Source organism: Cupriavidus consociatus, from assembly GCF_017814975.1.
Lineage (GTDB): Bacteria > Pseudomonadota > Gammaproteobacteria > Burkholderiales > Burkholderiaceae > Cupriavidus > Cupriavidus consociatus.
In genome coordinates this window covers 193,323-211,154 of record NZ_JAGIQA010000012.1, presented here as the reverse complement: position 1 = coordinate 211,154, position 17,832 = coordinate 193,323, and the positions used below count along the sequence as shown (strand labels likewise).

Below are 17,832 nucleotides of genomic sequence, written 5' to 3'. Positions count from 1 at the left end.
CGCCCAGGGCACATAGATCGCCCGGGCTCCCCGAGCCAACCTGAGGAGGATTTCGATCGTGTGGAGTCAAGTCTATGACCCGCTGGGCAATATGGCGCTGTCGACCATTGCCGCGGGCATTCCGGTTGCCGTGCTGCTGGCAGCGCTGGCGTTCTTTCATATGCAGGCACACCTGGCAGCCGGACTGGCACTGGTGATGGGCATCATCGTGGCATCGACGGTGTTCGGCATGCCGGCGGCGATGGCCGGCAAGGCCGCGGGGCTCGGCATCGTCTCGGGGCTGTTCCCGATCGGCTGGATCGTGCTGAACATCATCTTCCTGCACCGGCTCACCACGCTGAACGGATCGTTCAAGGTGCTGCAGAACTCGATCTCCGGCATCACCGAGGACCGCCGCCTGCAGCTGCTGCTGGTGGCGTTCAGCTTTGGCGCCTTCTTCGAGGGTGCGGCCGGCTTCGGCACGCCGGTGGCCGTGACCGGCGCCATCCTGATCGGCCTCGGCTTTTCGCCGCTGGCCGCCTCGGGGCTGGCACTGATCGCCAATACCGCGCCGGTGGCCTATGGCGCGCTGGGCGCGCCCATCATCGGCCTGGCTTCGGTGACCGGCCTTGACCTGCTAGACCTGTCGGCCATGATTGGCCGACAGCTGCCGTTCTTCTCGGTGATCGTGCCGTTCTGGCTGATCTGGGCCTTTGCCGGCTTCCGCGGCATGCTGGCGATCTGGCCGGCGATCCTGGTCGCGGGCGTGAGCTTCGCCATCCCGCAGTTCCTGGTGTCGAACTTCCATGGCCCGTGGCTGGTGGACGTGATCGCGGCGCTGGTGTCGATGGGCTCGCTGACGCTGTTCCTGAAGATCTGGCATCCGAAGGAAATCTGGACTTCGACCAAGATCCTGGGCCGCCACGACGACTCCAAGGTCGACCACCCCGAAGCGCTCGAAGCCGACGCCCGCGCCAGCGCCGCCTCGGCCGGCATCTCGGTGGCGAAGGCCTGGATGCCGTGGGTGATCCTGACGGTGTTCGTGTTCGTCTGGGGCATCCCCGAGTTCAAGAAGCTGATGGATAGCCTGTGGGCGTGGAAATTCCCGGTCCCGGGCCTGGACAAGGCCATCGTCAAGGTGCCGCCGGTGGTGCCCAAGGAAGTCATCGAAGGCGCCGTGTTCAACTTCAACGTGCTGTCGATGGCCGGCACCGGCATCTTTGTCTCGGCCATCGCTGGCGGCCTGCTGATGGGCTACTCGGTGCCGCGCCTGTTCAAGGAGTACTGGGAAACCATCAAGCTGGTGCGCTACTCGCTGCTGACCATCTGCGCGATGTTCGGCGTCGGCTACCTGACCCGCTACTCGGGCCTCGATGCCACCCTGGGCCTGGCCTTCGCCCACACCGGCGTGTTCTACCCGCTGTTCGGCACCATGCTGGGCTGGCTGGGCGTGGCGCTGACCGGCTCGGACACGGCCTCGAACGTGCTGTTCGGCGGCCTGCAGAAGACCACCGCCGAGCAGCTGGGCCTGTCGCCGGTGCTGATGGCGTCGGCCAACAGCTCGGGCGGCGTGATGGGCAAGATGATCGACGCGCAGTCCATCGTGGTGGCCTCCACGGCAACCAAGTGGTACGGCCACGAAGGCGACATCCTGCGCTACGTGTTCTTCCACTCGATCGTGCTGGCGATCCTGGTGGGCCTGTTCGTGACGCTGCAGGCCTACGTGCCGCCGTTCACGCACATGGTGATCCACCACCCCTGATTGCCCTGCCGCCGCGGAAGTTTCGGCATCTCGTTTCAGTCAAGGCCCCGCCGCTGGCGGGGCTTTTCCATTGGGCAACGCGCGTATCATGTTGCGTCTGATCCGCCGCAAGCGCCCCCGGGGTCCCACAAGCCGGCTGGGCGCGCCGTGGCACACAACGGGAACCTGCCATGTTGCGTCGCCTGGAAAGACTGATCGACCCGTTCCGCCACATGCCTGACCGCGAGCCGCCAGGCCAGGTCCTGCGCTTCTACACCTGGTACTTGCGCGAAGTCTGGGGCGTGTTCGTGCTGCTGTTGCTGGTGGGCCTGGTCGGCGCGCTGATCGAGGTGGCGCTGTTCAGCTTCCTCGGCCGGCTGGTCGACATGGCGCAGAGCACGCCAGGCGCGGAATTCTTCACCCGGCATCGCGACGAACTGGTGTGGATGCTGGTGGTGGCAGTGCTGCTGCGTCCCATCTTCTTCGGCCTGCATGACGTTCTGGTGCACCAGGTCATCAATCCCAGCCTGTCCAACCTGATCCGCTGGCAGAACCACCGCTACGTGCTCAAGCAGAGCCTGTCGTTCTTCCAGAACGACTTTGCCGGGCGCATCGCCCAGCGCATCATGCAGACCGGCTTCTCGCTGCGCGACTCCGCCGTGCAGGCGGTCGACGCGCTGTGGCACGTGGTGATCTACGCGGTCAGTTCGCTGGTGCTGTTCGCGCAGGCCGACTGGCGGCTGATGATCCCGCTGCTGCTCTGGATCGTCTGCTACGTGGCCGCGCTGCTGTATTTCGTGCCGCGCGTGAAGGAGCGCTCGGTGATCGCCACCGAATCGCGCTCGCGGCTGATGGGGCGCATCGTCGATGGCTATACCAACATCACCACGCTCAAGCTGTTCGCCCATACCCGGCAGGAAGAAGACTACGCGCGCGACGCCATGGCCGAGCAGACCGAGAAGACGCGCCAGGCCGGGCGCATGGTCAGCGGCATGGACGTCACCATCACCGCGATGAACGGCGCGCTGATCGCCGGCACCACCGGGCTGGCGGTTTGGCTGTGGAGCACCGGGCATGTCACCACCGGCGCGATCGCGCTGACCACGGGGCTGGTGATCCGCATCAACAATATGTCCGGCTGGATCATGTGGGTGGTCAACGGCATCTTCGAGAACGTCGGGCAGGTGCAGGACGGCATGAAGACCATCGCCGTGCCGCGCCAGGTCACCGACCGCGCCAGGGCGCAACCGCTGCGCGTGACGCAGGGCGAAGTCCGCTTCGAGCAGGTGGGGTTCCACTATGGCAAGGGCTCGGGCGTGATCGAAGGCGTCAACCTGACGGTGCGGCCGGGCGAGAAGATCGGGCTGGTCGGCCCTTCCGGCGCCGGCAAGTCGACGCTGGTCAACCTGCTGCTGCGGCTCTATGACGTGGAAAGCGGCCGCATCCTGATCGACGGGCAGGACATCGCCGATGTCACGCAGGAAAGCCTGCGCGCGCAGATCGGCATGGTGACGCAGGACACCTCGCTGCTGCACCGCTCGATCCGTGAGAACCTGCTGTATGGCAAACCCTCCAGCACCGAGGCCGAGCTGGCCGAAGCGCTGCACCGCGCCCGCGCGGACGAGTTCACTCCTGACCTGATCGATGCCCACGGCAATACCGGGCTGGAAGCGCAGGTGGGCGAGCGCGGCGTGAAGCTGTCAGGCGGACAGCGCCAGCGCATCGCGATTGCGCGGGTGCTGCTGAAGAACGCACCGATCCTGATTCTGGACGAAGCGACCTCGGCGCTGGACTCGGAAGTGGAAGCGGCGATCCAGGACAGCCTGGAAACGCTGATGCAAGGCAAGACAGTGATCGCCATCGCGCACCGGCTGTCGACGATCGCACGCATGGACCGGCTGGTGGTGCTGGACAACGGGCACATCGTGGAGAACGGCACGCACGCGGAGTTGCTCGCGCATGGGGGACTGTATGCGCGGCTGTGGGCGCACCAGACGGGGGGATTTGTGGGGGTGGATTGAGATGTTGCCCGCCAGGTTGGGGACTCCCTCTCCCGCTTGCCGGAGAGGGTTGGGGTGAGGGCGGAAGCGTCTTCGAAGTCAAGCCTGCGGTATGCCACCGCCTGCCCTCACCCCCTGCCCCTCTCCCGCAAGCGGGAGAGGGGCGCAAACCAGCAGGCCATTCAATTGCCGCCGGCAGGCTCCACCCGCACCGGATCGATGCGCGGCTCCTTCAGCCTGGCCTCGATCTGCTTGCCCTTGCGCGCGCGCTTGCCGACATACGGCAGCAGCGTTTGCCCGGCCAGCTTCTGCGACGAAGGCTTGCCGCCTCGGCCCGCGCCCGACAGCATCAGCCCCGGCGCGCCCACGGCAACCGCCTGCAGCAGCTTCTCCTTGGGCTCCAGCTCCATCAGGATCACGCCGCGGCCACCGGCCGACAGCACCTTGACCTCGTCCAGCGCCACCAGCAGCAGGCGGCCATTGCCGGACAGGCAGGCCGCGTGCGTGGCCTCGTCGCCGATCGGCCCCGGCGGCAGCGGGGCATCGCCGTCGTCCAGCGTCAGGAACGACTTGCCGCCCTTCTGCCGGCCGGTCATGTCGCCCACCGTGGTCTGGAAGCCGTTGCCGCCGGCGGTGGCGATCAGCACGCGCTGGCTGGCGCTGCCGGCAAAGGTGTGCGCCACCTGGCTGCCGGACTGCAGCTCGATCAGCGTGGTGATGGGCACCCCGTCGCCGCGCCCGCCCGGCAGGCTGGACACCGGCACGGAATAGACCCGGCCATTGGTGCCGAACACCAGCAGCACGTCGACGGTGCGGCAGTCGAAGGTGTTGTAGAGCGCATCGCCCGCCTTGAAGGTGAACTGCTGCGGATCGTGGCCATGCCCCTGGCGCGTGCGCACCCAGCCCTTCTGCGACATGATCACTGTCACCGGCTCGTCGATCACGCGCACTTCGGCCGCGGCGCGGCGCTGTTCCTGGATCAGCGTGCGGCGCGGGTCCTTGTCTTCCGGGCTGTACTGCTTGGCGTCGGTCTCGATTTCCTTGATGATGCGACGGCGCATCATGGTCTCGGACTTGAGCAGCACGTCCAGGTCGGCCTGCTCTTCGCGCAGGTCCTTCAGTTCCTTCTCGATCTTGATCGCTTCCAGCCGCGCCAGCTGGCGCAGGCGGATTTCCAGGATGTCCTCGGCCTGGCGGTCGGTCAGCTCGAAGGCTGCGATCAGCGCGGGCTTGGGCTCGTCGCTCTCGCGGATGATGCGGATCACCTCGTCGATATTGAGCAGCACCAGCATCCGGCCTTCGAGAATGTGGATGCGGTCCTCGACCTTGCCCAGCCGATGGCGCGTGCGGCGCGTGACCGTGTCGAAGCGGAACGCGATCCACTCGCCCAGGATCTCGCGCAGGCCTTTCTGGCGCGGGCGGCCATCGGTGCCGATCATCACCAGGTTGATCGGCGCGCCCGATTCCAGGCTGGTATGCGCCAGCAACGCCTGGATAAACTCCTGCTGGTCGATGTTCTTGCTCTTGGGCTCGAACACCAGCCGCACCGGCGCGTCCTTGCCGGATTCATCGCGCACCGCGTCCAGCACTGCCAGCACGGTGGCCTTGAGCTGCTGCTGGTCCGGCGTCAGCGCCTTCTTGCCGGCCTTGATCTTGGGATTGGTGATTTCCTCGATCTCTTCCAGCACCTTCTGCGTGGAAGTATTCGGCGGCAGTTCGTTCACCACCATCTGCCACTGGCCACGCGCCAGTTCCTCGATGGTCCAGCGCGCGCGCACCTTCAGGCTGCCGCGGCCGTTCTCGTAGATCTGGGCAATATCCGCCGCCGGCGAGATGATCTGGCCGCCGCCGGGATAGTCCGGCCCCGGCATCAGCGCCAGCAGCTCGGCCAGCGAGATGCTCGGGTTGCGGATCATCGCCACGGTGGCCGCGGCGACTTCGCGCAGGTTGTGCGGCGGGATCTCGGTGGCCATGCCGACCGCGATGCCGGAGGCGCCATTAAGCAGCACGAACGGCAGCCGCGCCGGCAGCAGCTTCGGCTCCTGCATCGAGCCGTCGTAATTGGGGATGAAGTCGACCGTGCCCTGGTCGATCTCGTCGAGCAGCAGCCGCGAGATCGGCGTCAGGCGCGCTTCGGTGTAGCGCATCGCCGCCGCGCCGTCGCCGTCGCGCGAGCCGAAGTTGCCCTGGCCGTCGATCAGCGGGTAGCGCAGCGAGAAGTCCTGCGCCAGGCGCACCAGCGCGTCATAGGCGGACTGGTCGCCGTGCGGGTGGAACTTGCCCAGCACGTCGCCGACCACGCGCGCCGACTTGACCGGCTTGGCATCGGCGCGCAGGCCCATCTCGTGCATCGCGAACAGGATGCGGCGCTGCACCGGCTTCTGGCCGTCGGCCACTTCCGGCAGCGCGCGGCCCTTGACCACGCTGACGGCGTAGTCGAGGTAGGCGCGCTCGGCGTAGCGGGCCAGCGTCAGCGAATCGGCCGGCTCTTCAGGTTGAAACGTGATGTCTTGTTGTTCCATGGATAGGCAAGAATTCGGCGCGCCATGTTGAAGCAGCGCGCCGGGTTGCTTGTTGTTCAGTCACGCCGGTCAGGGCATGTCGCGCCGTCCGCCGAGCACCATTTTCACGCGCGGGCCGTCGGCAGCGGCACTGGCGCGCATCGGCCGCGCGCCCTGCGCGGACTGCGACGGTTGGTAGAACCGATAAAACTGCAGCACGGTGCTGACATACTGCCGCGTCTCGGGGTACGGCGGAATCCGGTTGTTGTAGCGCTGCACCGCGCCCTCGCCCGCGTTGTAGGCCGCCAGCACCAGCTCAAGGTCGTTCGGGAACAGCTGCATCAGCCAGCGCAGGTAGCGCACCCCGGCGGTGATGTTGGTGCGCGGATCGGCCAGTTTCTGCTCGACCGTGCGGCGCGGATCGGCGCTGACGCCGAAGCGCGCGCCGGTGTCGGGAATTACCTGCATCAGCCCGATCGCGCCCTTGGGCGAGACCGCGCCGGGATTGAAGCCCGATTCCACCGCCATCACCGCCTTGACCAGCGCGGGATCGACGTCCTGCTTGCTGGCGATCTGGTGGATCAGCGGCTCGACGGTCTTGATGTTGGGATGGTTGACGACGTAGCGGTAGAGCTTGTGCTGCTCGAGGTCGATGTCGCCTGCGTCGCCCATGCCGGCCTGCGCCTTGCCCCGCTGGATCGCGGCCAGCCGCGCGCTGTCGAGCTTGCCGCCATCTCTCATGAACAGCTTGTAGCGCGCGTCCAGCTTCTGGTCGGCAAAGTGCGCCACGCCGTCGGCGTCGATAAAGCCCCACAGCTCGGCGTGCGCCGCCGGCGCACAGGCGAGCCCGGCCAGCGCCAGCACGGCGGCTGCCGCGTTGCGCCATGGTTTGCCGGGGGATCTCGTCGTCATCGTGCGTGCCTGCTGGTCTGGCGAACCGGGGGATTATCCCCCCAATCGCGGGCCGGCGCTCCGGCGTCAGATATCGGCCTCGACTTCGTTGCCCTTCTCTTCCAGCCAGCTGCGGCGCTGCGCGGCCTCGCCCTTGCCCATGAGCATGTTCATCATCTCCACGGTCTGCGGCAGGTCATATTCGCCCAGCGTCACGGGCAGCAAGCGGCGCGTGTCGGGGTTCATGGTGGTTTCCCACAGCTGCTCGGCGCTCATCTCGCCCAGGCCCTTGAAGCGCGAGATCTGCCAGCTGCCATCCTTGACGCCGTCCTTGACCAGCTTGTCCTGGATGGCCACCAGTTCGCCTTCATCCAGCGCGTACAGTTTCTGTGCCGGCTTCTTGCCGCGCGCGGGGGCATCGACACGGAACAGCGGCGGCCGCGCCACATAGACGTTGCCGGCCTCGATCAGCTTGGGGAAGTGACGGAAAAACAGCGTCAGCAGCAGCACCTGGATATGCGCGCCGTCCACGTCCGCATCCGACAGGATGCTGATCTTGCCGTAGCGCAGGTTGGACAGGTCGGGTTCATCGTTGGCGCCATGCGGATCCACGCCGATCGCCACTGCGATGTCGTGCACCTCATTGTTCGCGAACAGGCGGTCGCGCTCGGTCTCCCAGGTGTTGAGCACCTTGCCGCGCAGCGGCAGGATGGCCTGGAACTCCTTGTCGCGGCCCATCTTGGCCGAGCCGCCGGCGGAATCGCCCTCGACCAGGAACAGCTCGTTGCGGGTCACGTCGGTGGACTCGCAGTCGGTCAGCTTGCCGGGCAGCACGGCCACGCCCGAGCCCTTCTTTTTCTCGACCTTCTGCGCCGCACGCGTGCGCGCCTGCGCCTGGCGGATCACCAGCTCGGCCAGCTTCTTGCCGTACTCGACATGGTGGTTCAGCCACAGCTCCAGCGCCGGGCGGCTGAAGGTGGAGACCAGCCGCACCGCGTCGCGGCTGTTCAGCCGTTCCTTGATCTGGCCCTGGAACTGCGGGTCGAGCACCTTGGCCGACAGCACGAACGAAGCGCGCGCGAACACGTCTTCGCTCATCAGCTTGACGCCCTTGGGCTGCAGCGCGTGCATCTCGATAAAGCTCTTGACCGCCTGGAACAGGCCTTCGCGCAGGCCGGATTCATGCGTGCCGCCGGCCGGCGTGGGGATCAGGTTGACGTAGGACTCGCGCACCGGCGCGCCATCCTCGGTCCAGGCCACCACCCACGACGCGCCTTCGCCGTCGGCAAAGCCTTCTTCGCCCGGGTTGGCATCGGGGTCGGCGAAATGCTCGCCCTCGAACATCGGGATCACCAGTTCCGAGCCGCTGCCCTGGGCCAGCGCTTCGACCAGGTAGCCCTTCAGGCCCTGGTCGTACTGCCAGGTCTGGGTTTCGCCGCTCTTCTCGATCACCAGCGTCACCTTGACGCCGGGCAGCAGCACGGCCTTGCTGCGCAGCAGCCGCTGCAACTCGGCCTGCGGGATCGCGGCCGAATCGAAATACTTCGCGTCCGGCCACACCTGCACGCGCGTGCCATTCTTCTTCTCGCCGCGCTCGAGCTTGCGCGAGGCCAGCGGCGAGGTCACGTCGCCGCCGGAGAAGGTCAGCGTCGAGTTCATGCCGTCGCGCCAGACGGTCACGTCCAGCTGCGTCGACAGCGCGTTGGTCACCGACACGCCCACGCCGTGCAGGCCGCCCGAGAAGGCATAGGCGCCGCCCTTGCCCTTGTCGAACTTGCCGCCGGCATGCAGCCGGGTAAAGACGATCTCGACCACCGGCACGCCTTCTTCCGGGTGGATGCCCACCGGGATGCCGCGGCCGTCGTCCTCCACGCTGACGCTGCCGTCGCGATGCAGGGTCACCAGGATCTCGGAGCCGTGGCCGCCCAGGGCCTCGTCGGAGGCGTTGTCGATCACCTCCTGCACGATATGCAGGGGGTTGTCGGTCCGGGTGTACATGCCGGGGCGCTGCTTGACCGGCTCCAGGCCCTTCAGGACCCGGATGGAAGATTCGCTGTACTGACTGGTTTTGCTCGCCATGGAGTCGCTACGAAAGTGGATGTCCCGGCTGCCGCGGGCGTACAACTGTGCACGCGCCGGGGCACCGGGCACTGCATTGTAATGGATGCCGGCGGCGGTATTCCCGCTGAAAGGCGCGTGCCGCTGCCATCGGGGCCCGGCGCCGCATTTGCCACGGCACCGCCACTTTTTACCGTGCCGCCGCCTTCAAAGGGCGGCGTACGCGTTTTCCGCGCCCGGGGTAAACTCGCCACCACCCGGCCCATGGCAAGCCTGATTGCCGTCCCGGCACGGTCCACAACAAGCACAGACAATCCCTGCCGGCGCCGCGCCACCGCGCGGTCAGCCGCACACCGAGCCAAGACATGCAAAACCGACAACTCTCCCTGAGCACCGTGCTGGTGTGCGGGGGCCTGCTCGTAACGCTCTCGATGGGCATCCGCCACGGCTTCGGCCTGTTCAACCTGCCGATCACGCAGGCGCACGGCTGGAACCGCGAGACCTTCGCCTTCGCGCTGGCGCTGCAGAACCTGATGTGGGGCGCCAGCCAGCCCTTCGCCGGCGCGCTGGCCGACAAGTTCGGCTCGCTGCGCATCATGCTGGTCGGCGTGGCGCTGTACGTGGCCGGCCTGGTGGTCATGGCGCTGGCGACCAGCGGCACAGCCTTTGCCACCGGCGCCGGGGTGATGATCGGCATCGCCCAGTCGGGCACCACCTACAGCATTGTCTATGGCGTGATCGGCCGCGTGGCCAGCCCCGAGAAGCGCGTGTGGGCGATGGGCATTGCCGCCGCGGCCGGCTCGTTCGGGCAGTTCCTGATGATCCCGGTGGAACAGGGGCTGATTTCCGGCCTGGGCTGGCAGAACGCGCTGTATGTGATGGCGCTGATGGCCTGCGTGATGCTGCCGCTGGCGCTGACCCTGCGCGAACCGCCCGAGATGGCGCACGGCGCCGGCCAGCACCAGACCATCGGCCAGGCGATCCATGAAGCCTTCAGCAACCGCAATTTCCAGCTGCTGACGCTGGGCTACTTCGTGTGCGGCTTCCAGGTGGTGTTTATCGGCGTGCACCTGGCGCCGTACCTGAAGGACCAGGGCCTGACCGACCCGAAGGTGGCCGTGGTGGCGCTGGCGCTGATCGGGCTGTTCAACGTGTTCGGCACCTATACCGCCGGCGCCATGGGCCAGCGGCTGCCCAAGCGCTACCTGCTCGCGTTCATCTACCTGGCGCGCGCGGTCGTGATCGCCGGCTACCTGCTGTTGCCGCTGACGGTGGCCAGCACCTGGGTGTTCGCGGCGCTGATGGGCTTCCTGTGGCTGTCGACGGTGCCGCTGACCAACGGCATCATCGCGCAGGTGTTCGGGGTGAAGTACCTGTCGATGCTGTCGGGGGTGGTGTTCTTTTCGCACCAGATCGGCAGCTTCCTGGGGGCGTGGCTTGGCGGCTATCTCTATGACCGCACCGGCGGGTACAACACGGTGTGGCTGATTTCGATCGGGCTGGGGGTGATGGCGGCGCTGGTCAACCTGCCGATCCGGGAGCAGGCGCTGGTGCGCACCCAGCCGGCGGCGGCATGATGGTGGCGGCCCGCGCGCGCATGGCGAAGGCAGCCTTGCTGGCGGTGCTGGCGGGGGTGCTGGCGCTTGGGTTCGTGGGGTATCTGCGGCCGTCGTTCATGGTCGATCTGACCAATATGGTGCTGGGTTGGTGTGGGTGAGACTTTGGGCGCTACGATCGCTGTTTATGACATGCTATCGGCCGTTGAACCGCCTGGTTCCGCTCTCCTGGGCGGGTCACTTTTTGGCCGAGCGCCAAGAAGTAACCAAAAAACGCGTCGCCTGAGCGGCTGGCTATCAAGTTGGCGGCGTGGGTGGTACGGACGGTGGCGATTTCCGTTCGATGTGGCTGGTGTTTCGAACCTGCTACGCCAGGTGAGTTTGAGATCGTGGCTGCGTCGACCCACTATTGAACGATCCCCGTGCAGGGCGTAGGCCGCCTGCTGCTGGCGTCAACGCAGGAACGCCTGCGGCTGCGCTGCGCGCCGGCAGTACCGGGGATTTAGGGCTCGGGCACGGAGTGCGTCGCTGCGCTCGCACAGCGCCGTCGTGAAAGACGCCGGCCCCGAAGCCGGGCGAGGACGTGGGCGGCAACCGTGCCTATAGGGCCGGCCGGCCGGCGCGCAGCGCAGCCGTAGGCGTTCCTACCATGCCGCCAGCAGCAGGGGCCACCCACAGCTCTGGGCTCGTTCAATCCCCGCATCAATCCCAAGCCACCGTGGCGCACCACGGCGTCAGGCAGTCCTGCCCTGCAACGAAGCCAAGCCCCGTACGAAAGCCTCAGCTCACTACGATAAGGGTGGCCGCCCGCAGGGCAGTCAACGCGCTTTTTGGTTACTTTTTGCCGCTCGGGCAAAAAGTGACCCGCCCAGGAGGGCGGAACCCAGCGGTTCAACGGCCGACAGCATGCCACCCACCGCGACACCGGCGCTTAAACAAGCCAAGAGCATGTACCCCTTATACCCCCTCCCCCTTCACCTTCCCCTCCAACACCTCCCACCTCTCCAGCGCCTCCAGCAGCTCCATCTCGATCTCGTCATGCCGCGTGGCCAACTGCGCGGCCCTGGTCGCGTCGCTGACGTAGAGCGAGCCATCCTCCAACTGCCCCGAAATCGTCTTCTGCTCGGTTTCCAGCGCAGCGATACGCTCCGGCAAGCCGTCCAGCTCGCGCTGCTCCTTGTATGACAGCTTGACGGTCCGGTTGGCACCGCGCGCCTCGCGCGAATCCTTGCCCTTGGCCGGCTCGGCCGCCTTCTGCTCCGGCTTGCTCGCCGCCTGGATCGACGCGGCACGGGCCGATTGCTCGACCCAGTCGGAATAGCCGCCCACCGACTCGCGCCATACGCCTTCGCCCTCGGCGGCGATGGTGGACGTCACCACGTTGTCCAGGAACGCACGGTCGTGCGAGACCAGGAACACCGTGCCGCTGTAGTCCTGCAGCAGTTCTTCCAGCAGCTCCAGCGTATCGATATCGAGGTCGTTGGTCGGCTCGTCCAGTACCAGCACGTTGGCCGGCCGCGCGAACAGCCGCGCCAGCAGCAGGCGGTTGCGCTCGCCGCCCGACAGCGACTTGACCGGCGAACGCGCGCGTTCCGGCGCGAACAGGAAGTCGCCCAGGTAGCTCATCACGTGCTTGCGCTGGCCGTTGACCTCGACCCAGTCGCTGCCCGGGCTGATGGTGTCGGCCAGCGATTTTTCCAGGTCGAGCGCAGTGCGCATCTGGTCGAAGTACGCCACCTGCAGGTTGCTGCCGTTGCGCACCGTGCCGCTATCCGGCGCCAGCTCGCCCAGGATCAGGCGCAGCAGCGTGGTCTTGCCGGCGCCATTGGGGCCGATCAGGCCGACCTTGTCGCCGCGCATGATGGTGGCGGTGAAATCCCGCACCACCACCTTGTCGCCATAGGCCTTGTTCACATCGGTCAGCTCGGACACGATCTTGCCGGAGCGGTCGGCCTGCGACACCTCCAGCTTGACGTTGCCCTGCACCTCGCGGCGCGCGGCGCGCTCGGTGCGCATCGCCACCAGCCGCTGGATGCGCGACACGCTGCGCGTGCGACGCGCCTCCACGCCCTTGCGGATCCACACTTCTTCCTGCGCCAGCAGCTTGTCGAACTTGGCCTGCTCGACCTGCTCGGCGGCCAGCATTTCTTCCTTGCGCGCCTGGTACGCGGCAAAGTTGCCCGGGAAAGACACCAGCCGGCCGCGGTCCAGTTCGACGATGCGGGTGGCCACGCGGTCCAGGAAGGCGCGGTCATGGGTGATCAGCAGCACGCTTCCGCGGAACGCCAGCAGCAGGTCTTCCAGCCAGCGGATGGCTTCCACGTCGAGGTGGTTGGTCGGCTCGTCCAGCAGCAGGATGTCGGGTTCGGCCACCAGCGCCTGCGCCAGCGCCACCCGCTTCTGCAGGCCGCCGGAGAGCGCGTCGACGCGCGTGTGCGAGTCCAGCCCCAGCCGGGCCAGCGTGGTTTCCACGCGGGTGCGCAGCTGCCAGGCGCCGGTGGCGTCCAGCTCGGACTGCAGCCGGTGCAGTTCGGCCAGCGCCGCTTCGTCGTCGTGGTGCTCGGCGACGCGATCGGCAGCGGCCTCGTAGCGCATCAGCAGGTCGTGCGCGTCGCCCATGCCCTGAGACACCGCGTCGAACACGGTAATGCCCGGCTCGAACTGCGGCTCCTGCGGCACGTAGGCGCTGGTGACGCCGCTCTGGCGCGCGATCAGTCCGTCGTCCGGCGCAGACAGCCCGGCCACGATCTTCAGCAGCGAGGACTTGCCCGAGCCATTGCGCCCGATCAGGCCCACGCGCTCGCCGGCCTCCAGCGAAAAATCGGCGTGGTCGAGCAAAGCCACGTGCCCGAAGGCGAGCTGGGCGTCGGTGATGGAAAACAGGGCCATGGGAGAAGACGACGAATGGAAAGACGGAGCCGGATGGGAGGGGGATGGGTTGCCGGGCATGGCGCGGCAGCCCGCATTGTAGACGACCCCGGCCACAGGCGGCCCCCGGTGGAGCGGCCCTGGGCAGGCGGCCAAAAAAGAAGGGCCCGCGCACTGCGGGCCCAAGAGTCTCTCCTCGGTGCCCTGCTCGCAAGGCACGCAAGCAGAATATCAATGCGCCCGGCCCCGCTCCAGTCGGACAACTCCGTAAGGGAAAGTCCCGTCAACCCGGGCGTTGCTCGCCGGGCACGCCTGCCGCGCCGGCAGTTGTCCGCACCCGGCGCCGCGTGGAACAATGGCTCGTCCTGCACCCGGGGTGCCGGCACGACAAGCAAGACAACGCAGAGCCGGCGCCAGAGCCGGCCAGACGGAACGGGTGGCCGGCCTCCGGCAGGCCGCCCGCACCGGTTCCAGTCATTTTTGTACGGGGGTTACATGTTCGATCCGGGTCCGGGGCGCCTGCGCGGGAAGCGCGCGCCCGTCTTTTCATGCCTTGCCCCGGCCGCGCTGGCGGTGGCGCTGGCCGCGGCCATGCCAGCGCCATCCGCCGCCGCCACCGACCCTGCCGCCACGGCGCCGTCCGACGGCGCGCCGGTGCTGCGCCGGATCCGGCAGACCGGCGCCATCCGCATCGCCCACCGCGAGAGTTCGGTGCCGTTCTCCTTCGTCGCCGACGGCAAGCCGCTTGGCTATGCCGTCGACCTGTGCCTGAAGGTCGCCGACGCCGTACGCGGCACGCTGAAGCTGCCGTCGCTGCGCGTGGACTGGGTGCCGGTCACGCCCGCCAGCCGCATTCCGGCCATTGTCGAGGGCAAGGCCGACCTGGAATGCGGCTCCACCACCAACAACCGCGAGCGACGCGAGCAGGTTGCCTTCACCATCCCGCACTACATCGCCGGCAGCCGCATGCTGGTCAAGGCGGCGTCGGGCATCAACAAGTGGCCGGACCTGCGCGGCAAGACCGTGGTCTCCACCACGGGCACGACGCCGCTGGCCACCCTGCGCAAGATGGATGAGTCCGGCGCGCTGCAGCTGCGGCTGGTCGAGGCCAGGGACCACGCCCAGGCCTTCGCCATGGTCGAGGCCGGCAAGGCCGATGCCTTCGTGATGGACGACGTGCTGCTCTATGGCCTGCGCGCCAACGCCGCCCACCCGGACGACTACCGCGTTACCGGCGACCTGCTCACTATCGAACCGTACGCCGTCATGCTGTCGCGCCACGACGCCGCCTTCAAGCAGCTGGTCGACAAGACGCTGGTGGCGTCGATCTACGACCAGGACACGCAGCGGCTTTACCGCAAGTGGTTCCAGGCACCGATTCCGCCGCACGGGATCCGGCTCGATATCCCGATGAGCTACCTGCTGCGCGACTCGTTCAAGTTCCCGAGCGACAAGGTGTCGGACTGACGCGGGCAAGGGAAGGCGCGCCGGATAGAACGGCCAAGGCACTCGTGCGAAGATGTCGGCCTGCCAATGAGTGCCCGTTCCGCGCCTCCCCGATGACCACCGCTTCACTGAAATTTTCCGACCTGTCCGTCTCCGCGCTCGTCGCCGGGCTGGTTGCCACGCTGACCGGCTATACCAGCTCGCTGGTGCTGATGATCCAGGCCGGCCAGGCCGCGCACCTGACTGACGCGCAGGTTTCGTCGTGGATCTGGGCGCTGTCGATCGGCATGGGCGTCACCACCCTCGGCCTGTCGCTGGCGGCGCGCATGCCGATCGTGGTGGCCTGGTCCACCCCTGGCGCCGCGTTGCTGATCGCCAGCCTGCCCGGCGTGCCCTACCCCGAGGCCATCGGCGCGTTCCTGATGGCCGCATTTTTGATGGTGGCCGCTGGCATGACCGGCTGGTTCGACAAGCTGATGCGCGCGCTGCCGGCCAGCATTGCCTCGGCGCTGCTCGCCGGCATCCTGTTCCGCATCAGCGTGGATGTGTTCGTGCAGGCTCAGTACCAGACCGTGCTGCTGCTGGCAATGTTCGCCGCCTACCTGCTGGGCAGGAAGCTGTGGCCGGCCTACGCGGTGCCTGGCGTGCTGGTGACAGGCGTGGCGGTGGCGGGCGCGCTCGGCCAGCTTGACTTCTCCGGCCTGCGGCTGGAACTGGCGGTGCCGATGTGGACCACGCCGGCGTTCTCGCTGTCGGCCTTCGTCAGCATGGCGATCCCGCTGTTTATCGTCGCGCTCGCGTCGCAGAACATCCCCGGGCTGGCGGTACTGCGCGCCGACGGCTACCACGTGCCGGCCTCGCGCCTGATCACGGTCACCGGGCTGGCGTCAGCCGCGCTGGCACCGTTCGGCTCGCACGGCATCAACCTGGCGGCGATCACCGCCGCCATCTGCACCGGCCCGCAGGCCGACCCGGACCGTAACCGCGGCTATACCGCTGCGGTGGTCTGCGGCATCGGCTACCTGGTGGCGGGCACGCTGGCCGCGAGCATCGCCGCGCTGTTCGCCGCCTTTCCCAAGGCGCTGGTGGTCGGCGTCACGGCGTTCGCGCTGCTGGGCTCGATCGCCAACGGCCTGACCGTTGCCATGCAGACGCCGGCCGAGCGCGAAGCCGCGCTGCTGACCTTCATGATCACCGCCTCGGGCATGACCCTGGCTGGCGTCGGCTCTGCGTTCTGGGGCGTGGTCGGCGGCATGCTGGCGTTCTACGTGCTGCGCCCGCGCGCGGACTGAGCGGCCAGAGCGACCTGAGTCGGCCCAGACGGCCCGGACGGCCCGGGCGCCCTGAACGTCTCCCCAGGCGCCGCTACAGCATCAGGAAGGCAACGTCGGCCGCGCTGACCGCATCCGGCAGGACGCCCTTGCGGCGCTGGAACAGGATGTGCTGCAGCACGCGCTCGCGGTGCGTGGCAAAGGTCTGCGGGTCCAGCCGCAACGCCATGCGGGCGTAGTGCTCGGCCATCAGCTTGTAGACCCGGTGGCGCACCAGCAGCATCTCGTTCTCTGCCTTGAACCGGCTCATCACCCCGGTGTGGTCGTCTTCCAGCTGGCGCATGCCGACCACTACCCGCGCATGCATGCCCCGGTAGCGGTCGATTTCGGCATGGGCCTTGCGCAGGTCTTCCCGCAGCGACCGGACCTCCTGCATCAGCTTCAGGTTGTGCTGCACGCCCCGCTGGATGCGCGTGGCTTCTTCCAACGCATGGTCCGCCGCGGCGATGGTGTCCTGCCATGGCGTCGCGTCCGGCTCCGGCTCCCCGGACTGCGTGGTCGGCCAATCGGTCGTGCCGTCGATGTCCGTGTGACTCATACCGCTCCCCTTACCCCAAAAGCCAGCCGCCGGCATCGTAAGGTTCGTGCCGGCTTGGTCAGGCCGCAATACCGCGACTGCCTGGTAACGCACGCCAGCGGGGCGTGCCTTGTTCTCTGTTTTGTCCCATTGAAAACCGCAACGCCGCTTCGCACAACCACCGCGACGGAGGGACGCGGCTTTGGCGCAACATGGCGGCGGCGCTAAGATGCCGGTTTGGCGCATTGCCGCCACCGATTTCCAGCCCCAGCCATGAACGGATACCTGCTCCTCGCCCTCGCCATCGTCGCCGAAGTCATCGCCACCAGCAGCCTGAAAGCGTCGCAGGGATTTACGCGGCTCGTGCCCAGCGTGCTGGTGGTGGGCGGCTACGTGGCGGCATTCTGGCTGCTGATGATGGTGATGCGGACAGTGCCGGTAGGAATCGCGTATGCAATCTGGAGCGGCGCCGGAATCGTGCTGGTGACACTGATTGCGGTAGTGCTGTACCGGCAGATTCCCGATCTGGCGGCTTGCCTGGGGATCAGCCTGATTATTGCCGGCGTCGCGGTGATTCAGCTTTTTTCGAAGACCAGCGCGCACTGAGCAACGCCATGCTCAGACCGTAACGTGCGACCGGCTTGACTGCTGGCAGCTGGACGACTTACCGCACCTCGCACGGCCCAGGCGTACATGTCACGGTGGAGCCCGGCGGTACGATGATCGTACGGCCGCTCGGCGGCGGATCAGAAACGGTTCGCTGCACCGAGATGCAGCCGGCGAGTCCGAGAAGCGGCAACAACACTAGTGAACGTACCAGAAGTCCGACGCGTGCCATGGCGATCTCCCTGTATGGCAAGGCTGCGGCCGGCAGGTGTCCGGAACGCAACCTTTGCCTCTGCGGAAGTATAGGCAAGCACGGCGCAACTGGCGCCAATGGTCAT

Annotated in this window: 12 protein-coding genes; 7 read left to right on the top strand and 5 right to left on the bottom strand. The window is 67.3% G+C overall.

Features of this window, described 5'->3' with window-relative positions; translation table 11 throughout:
* The first annotated feature begins 58 nt into the window (after positions 1–58).
* Both J8I82_RS18315 and J8I82_RS18310 read left to right on the top strand, forming a co-directional pair.
* On the top strand, positions 59–1,741 hold the full coding sequence (locus tag J8I82_RS18315) for an L-lactate permease (protein WP_209759974.1): 1,683 nt from the start codon (positions 59–61) through the stop codon (positions 1,739–1,741).
* 170 nt (positions 1,742–1,911) lie between these two features.
* Positions 1,912–3,741: an ABC transporter ATP-binding protein gene (locus J8I82_RS18310; RefSeq protein ID WP_209759972.1), complete on the top strand. Its 1,830-nt coding sequence runs from the start codon at positions 1,912–1,914 to the stop codon at positions 3,739–3,741.
* Between the two features lie 161 nt (positions 3,742–3,902).
* On the opposite strand, the gene parC is transcribed toward J8I82_RS18310, so the two are convergent.
* The 3 genes from parC to J8I82_RS18295 all read right to left on the bottom strand — a co-directional run bounded on the left by parC (position 3,903) and on the right by J8I82_RS18295 (position 9,191).
* Positions 3,903–6,242, bottom strand: a complete 2,340-nt coding sequence (gene parC, locus J8I82_RS18305; RefSeq protein ID WP_209759970.1) for a DNA topoisomerase IV subunit A — start codon at positions 6,240–6,242, stop codon at positions 3,903–3,905.
* 69 nt (positions 6,243–6,311) lie between these two features.
* On the bottom strand, positions 6,312–7,133 hold the full coding sequence (locus J8I82_RS18300; protein WP_209759968.1) for a lytic transglycosylase domain-containing protein: 822 nt from the start codon (positions 7,131–7,133) through the stop codon (positions 6,312–6,314).
* A gap of 66 nt (positions 7,134–7,199) precedes the next feature.
* The gene (locus J8I82_RS18295) at positions 7,200–9,191 is read right to left on the bottom strand and encodes a DNA topoisomerase IV subunit B (protein WP_209759966.1); all 1,992 of its coding nucleotides are present in this window, start codon (positions 9,189–9,191) and stop codon (positions 7,200–7,202) included.
* Positions 9,192–9,535: 344 nt separating this feature from the next.
* Here J8I82_RS18295 and J8I82_RS18290 point away from each other — a divergent pair, with 344 nt between their 5' ends.
* Complete coding sequence (locus tag J8I82_RS18290; protein WP_209759964.1) at positions 9,536–10,747, top strand: MFS transporter; 1,212 nt, start codon at positions 9,536–9,538, stop codon at positions 10,745–10,747.
* Positions 10,744–10,887, top strand: coding sequence for a hypothetical protein (locus J8I82_RS18285; RefSeq protein ID WP_209760043.1), 144 nt, complete (start codon positions 10,744–10,746; stop codon positions 10,885–10,887). The genes J8I82_RS18290 and J8I82_RS18285 overlap by 4 nt, the downstream gene beginning before the upstream one ends.
* A gap of 796 nt (positions 10,888–11,683) precedes the next feature.
* Here the strand turns inward: J8I82_RS18285 and J8I82_RS18280 are convergent.
* A complete protein-coding gene (locus J8I82_RS18280) occupies positions 11,684–13,615 on the bottom strand; it encodes an ATP-binding cassette domain-containing protein (protein WP_209759962.1) in 1,932 nt (643 codons plus the stop codon).
* Positions 13,616–14,185: 570 nt separating this feature from the next.
* Here J8I82_RS18280 and J8I82_RS18275 point away from each other — a divergent pair.
* Positions 14,186–15,061 (top strand): amino acid ABC transporter substrate-binding protein, encoded by an 876-nt coding sequence (locus tag J8I82_RS18275; protein WP_209760041.1) that lies wholly within the window; start codon positions 14,186–14,188, stop codon positions 15,059–15,061.
* A gap of 92 nt (positions 15,062–15,153) precedes the next feature.
* The gene (locus J8I82_RS18270; protein ID WP_209759960.1) at positions 15,154–16,332 is read left to right on the top strand and encodes a benzoate/H(+) symporter BenE family transporter; all 1,179 of its coding nucleotides are present in this window, start codon (positions 15,154–15,156) and stop codon (positions 16,330–16,332) included.
* A 73-nt stretch (positions 16,333–16,405) separates the two neighbouring features.
* On the opposite strand, the gene J8I82_RS18265 is transcribed toward J8I82_RS18270, so the two are convergent.
* A complete protein-coding gene (locus J8I82_RS18265; protein ID WP_209759958.1) occupies positions 16,406–16,909 on the bottom strand; it encodes a hypothetical protein in 504 nt (167 codons plus the stop codon).
* A gap of 252 nt (positions 16,910–17,161) precedes the next feature.
* Here J8I82_RS18265 and J8I82_RS18260 point away from each other — a divergent pair, with 252 nt between their 5' ends.
* Positions 17,162–17,494, top strand: a complete 333-nt coding sequence (locus tag J8I82_RS18260; protein ID WP_209759956.1) for a DMT family transporter — start codon at positions 17,162–17,164, stop codon at positions 17,492–17,494.
* Positions 17,495–17,832 lie beyond the last annotated feature (338 nt).

Bases quoted from the DNA above. Each gene is read 5' to 3' on its own strand.
- J8I82_RS18295 (WP_209759966.1), bottom strand. From the start codon at position 9,191: ATGGCGAGCAAAACCAGTCAGTACAGCGAATCTTCCATCCGGGTCCTG.
- J8I82_RS18265 (WP_209759958.1), bottom strand. From the start codon at position 16,909: ATGAGTCACACGGACATCGACGGCACGACCGATTGGCCGACCACGCAG.
- J8I82_RS18310 (WP_209759972.1), top strand. From the start codon at position 1,912: ATGTTGCGTCGCCTGGAAAGACTGATCGACCCGTTCCGCCACATGCCT.
- J8I82_RS18300 (WP_209759968.1), bottom strand. From the start codon at position 7,133: ATGACGACGAGATCCCCCGGCAAACCATGGCGCAACGCGGCAGCCGCC.
- J8I82_RS18285 (WP_209760043.1), top strand. From the start codon at position 10,744: ATGATGGTGGCGGCCCGCGCGCGCATGGCGAAGGCAGCCTTGCTGGCG.
- J8I82_RS18290 (WP_209759964.1), top strand. From the start codon at position 9,536: ATGCAAAACCGACAACTCTCCCTGAGCACCGTGCTGGTGTGCGGGGGC.
- J8I82_RS18270 (WP_209759960.1), top strand. From the start codon at position 15,154: ATGACCACCGCTTCACTGAAATTTTCCGACCTGTCCGTCTCCGCGCTC.
- J8I82_RS18275 (WP_209760041.1), top strand. From the start codon at position 14,186: ATGCCAGCGCCATCCGCCGCCGCCACCGACCCTGCCGCCACGGCGCCG.
- J8I82_RS18260 (WP_209759956.1), top strand. From the start codon at position 17,162: ATGAACGGATACCTGCTCCTCGCCCTCGCCATCGTCGCCGAAGTCATC.
- parC (WP_209759970.1), bottom strand. From the start codon at position 6,242: ATGGAACAACAAGACATCACGTTTCAACCTGAAGAGCCGGCCGATTCG.
- J8I82_RS18280 (WP_209759962.1), bottom strand. From the start codon at position 13,615: ATGGCCCTGTTTTCCATCACCGACGCCCAGCTCGCCTTCGGGCACGTG.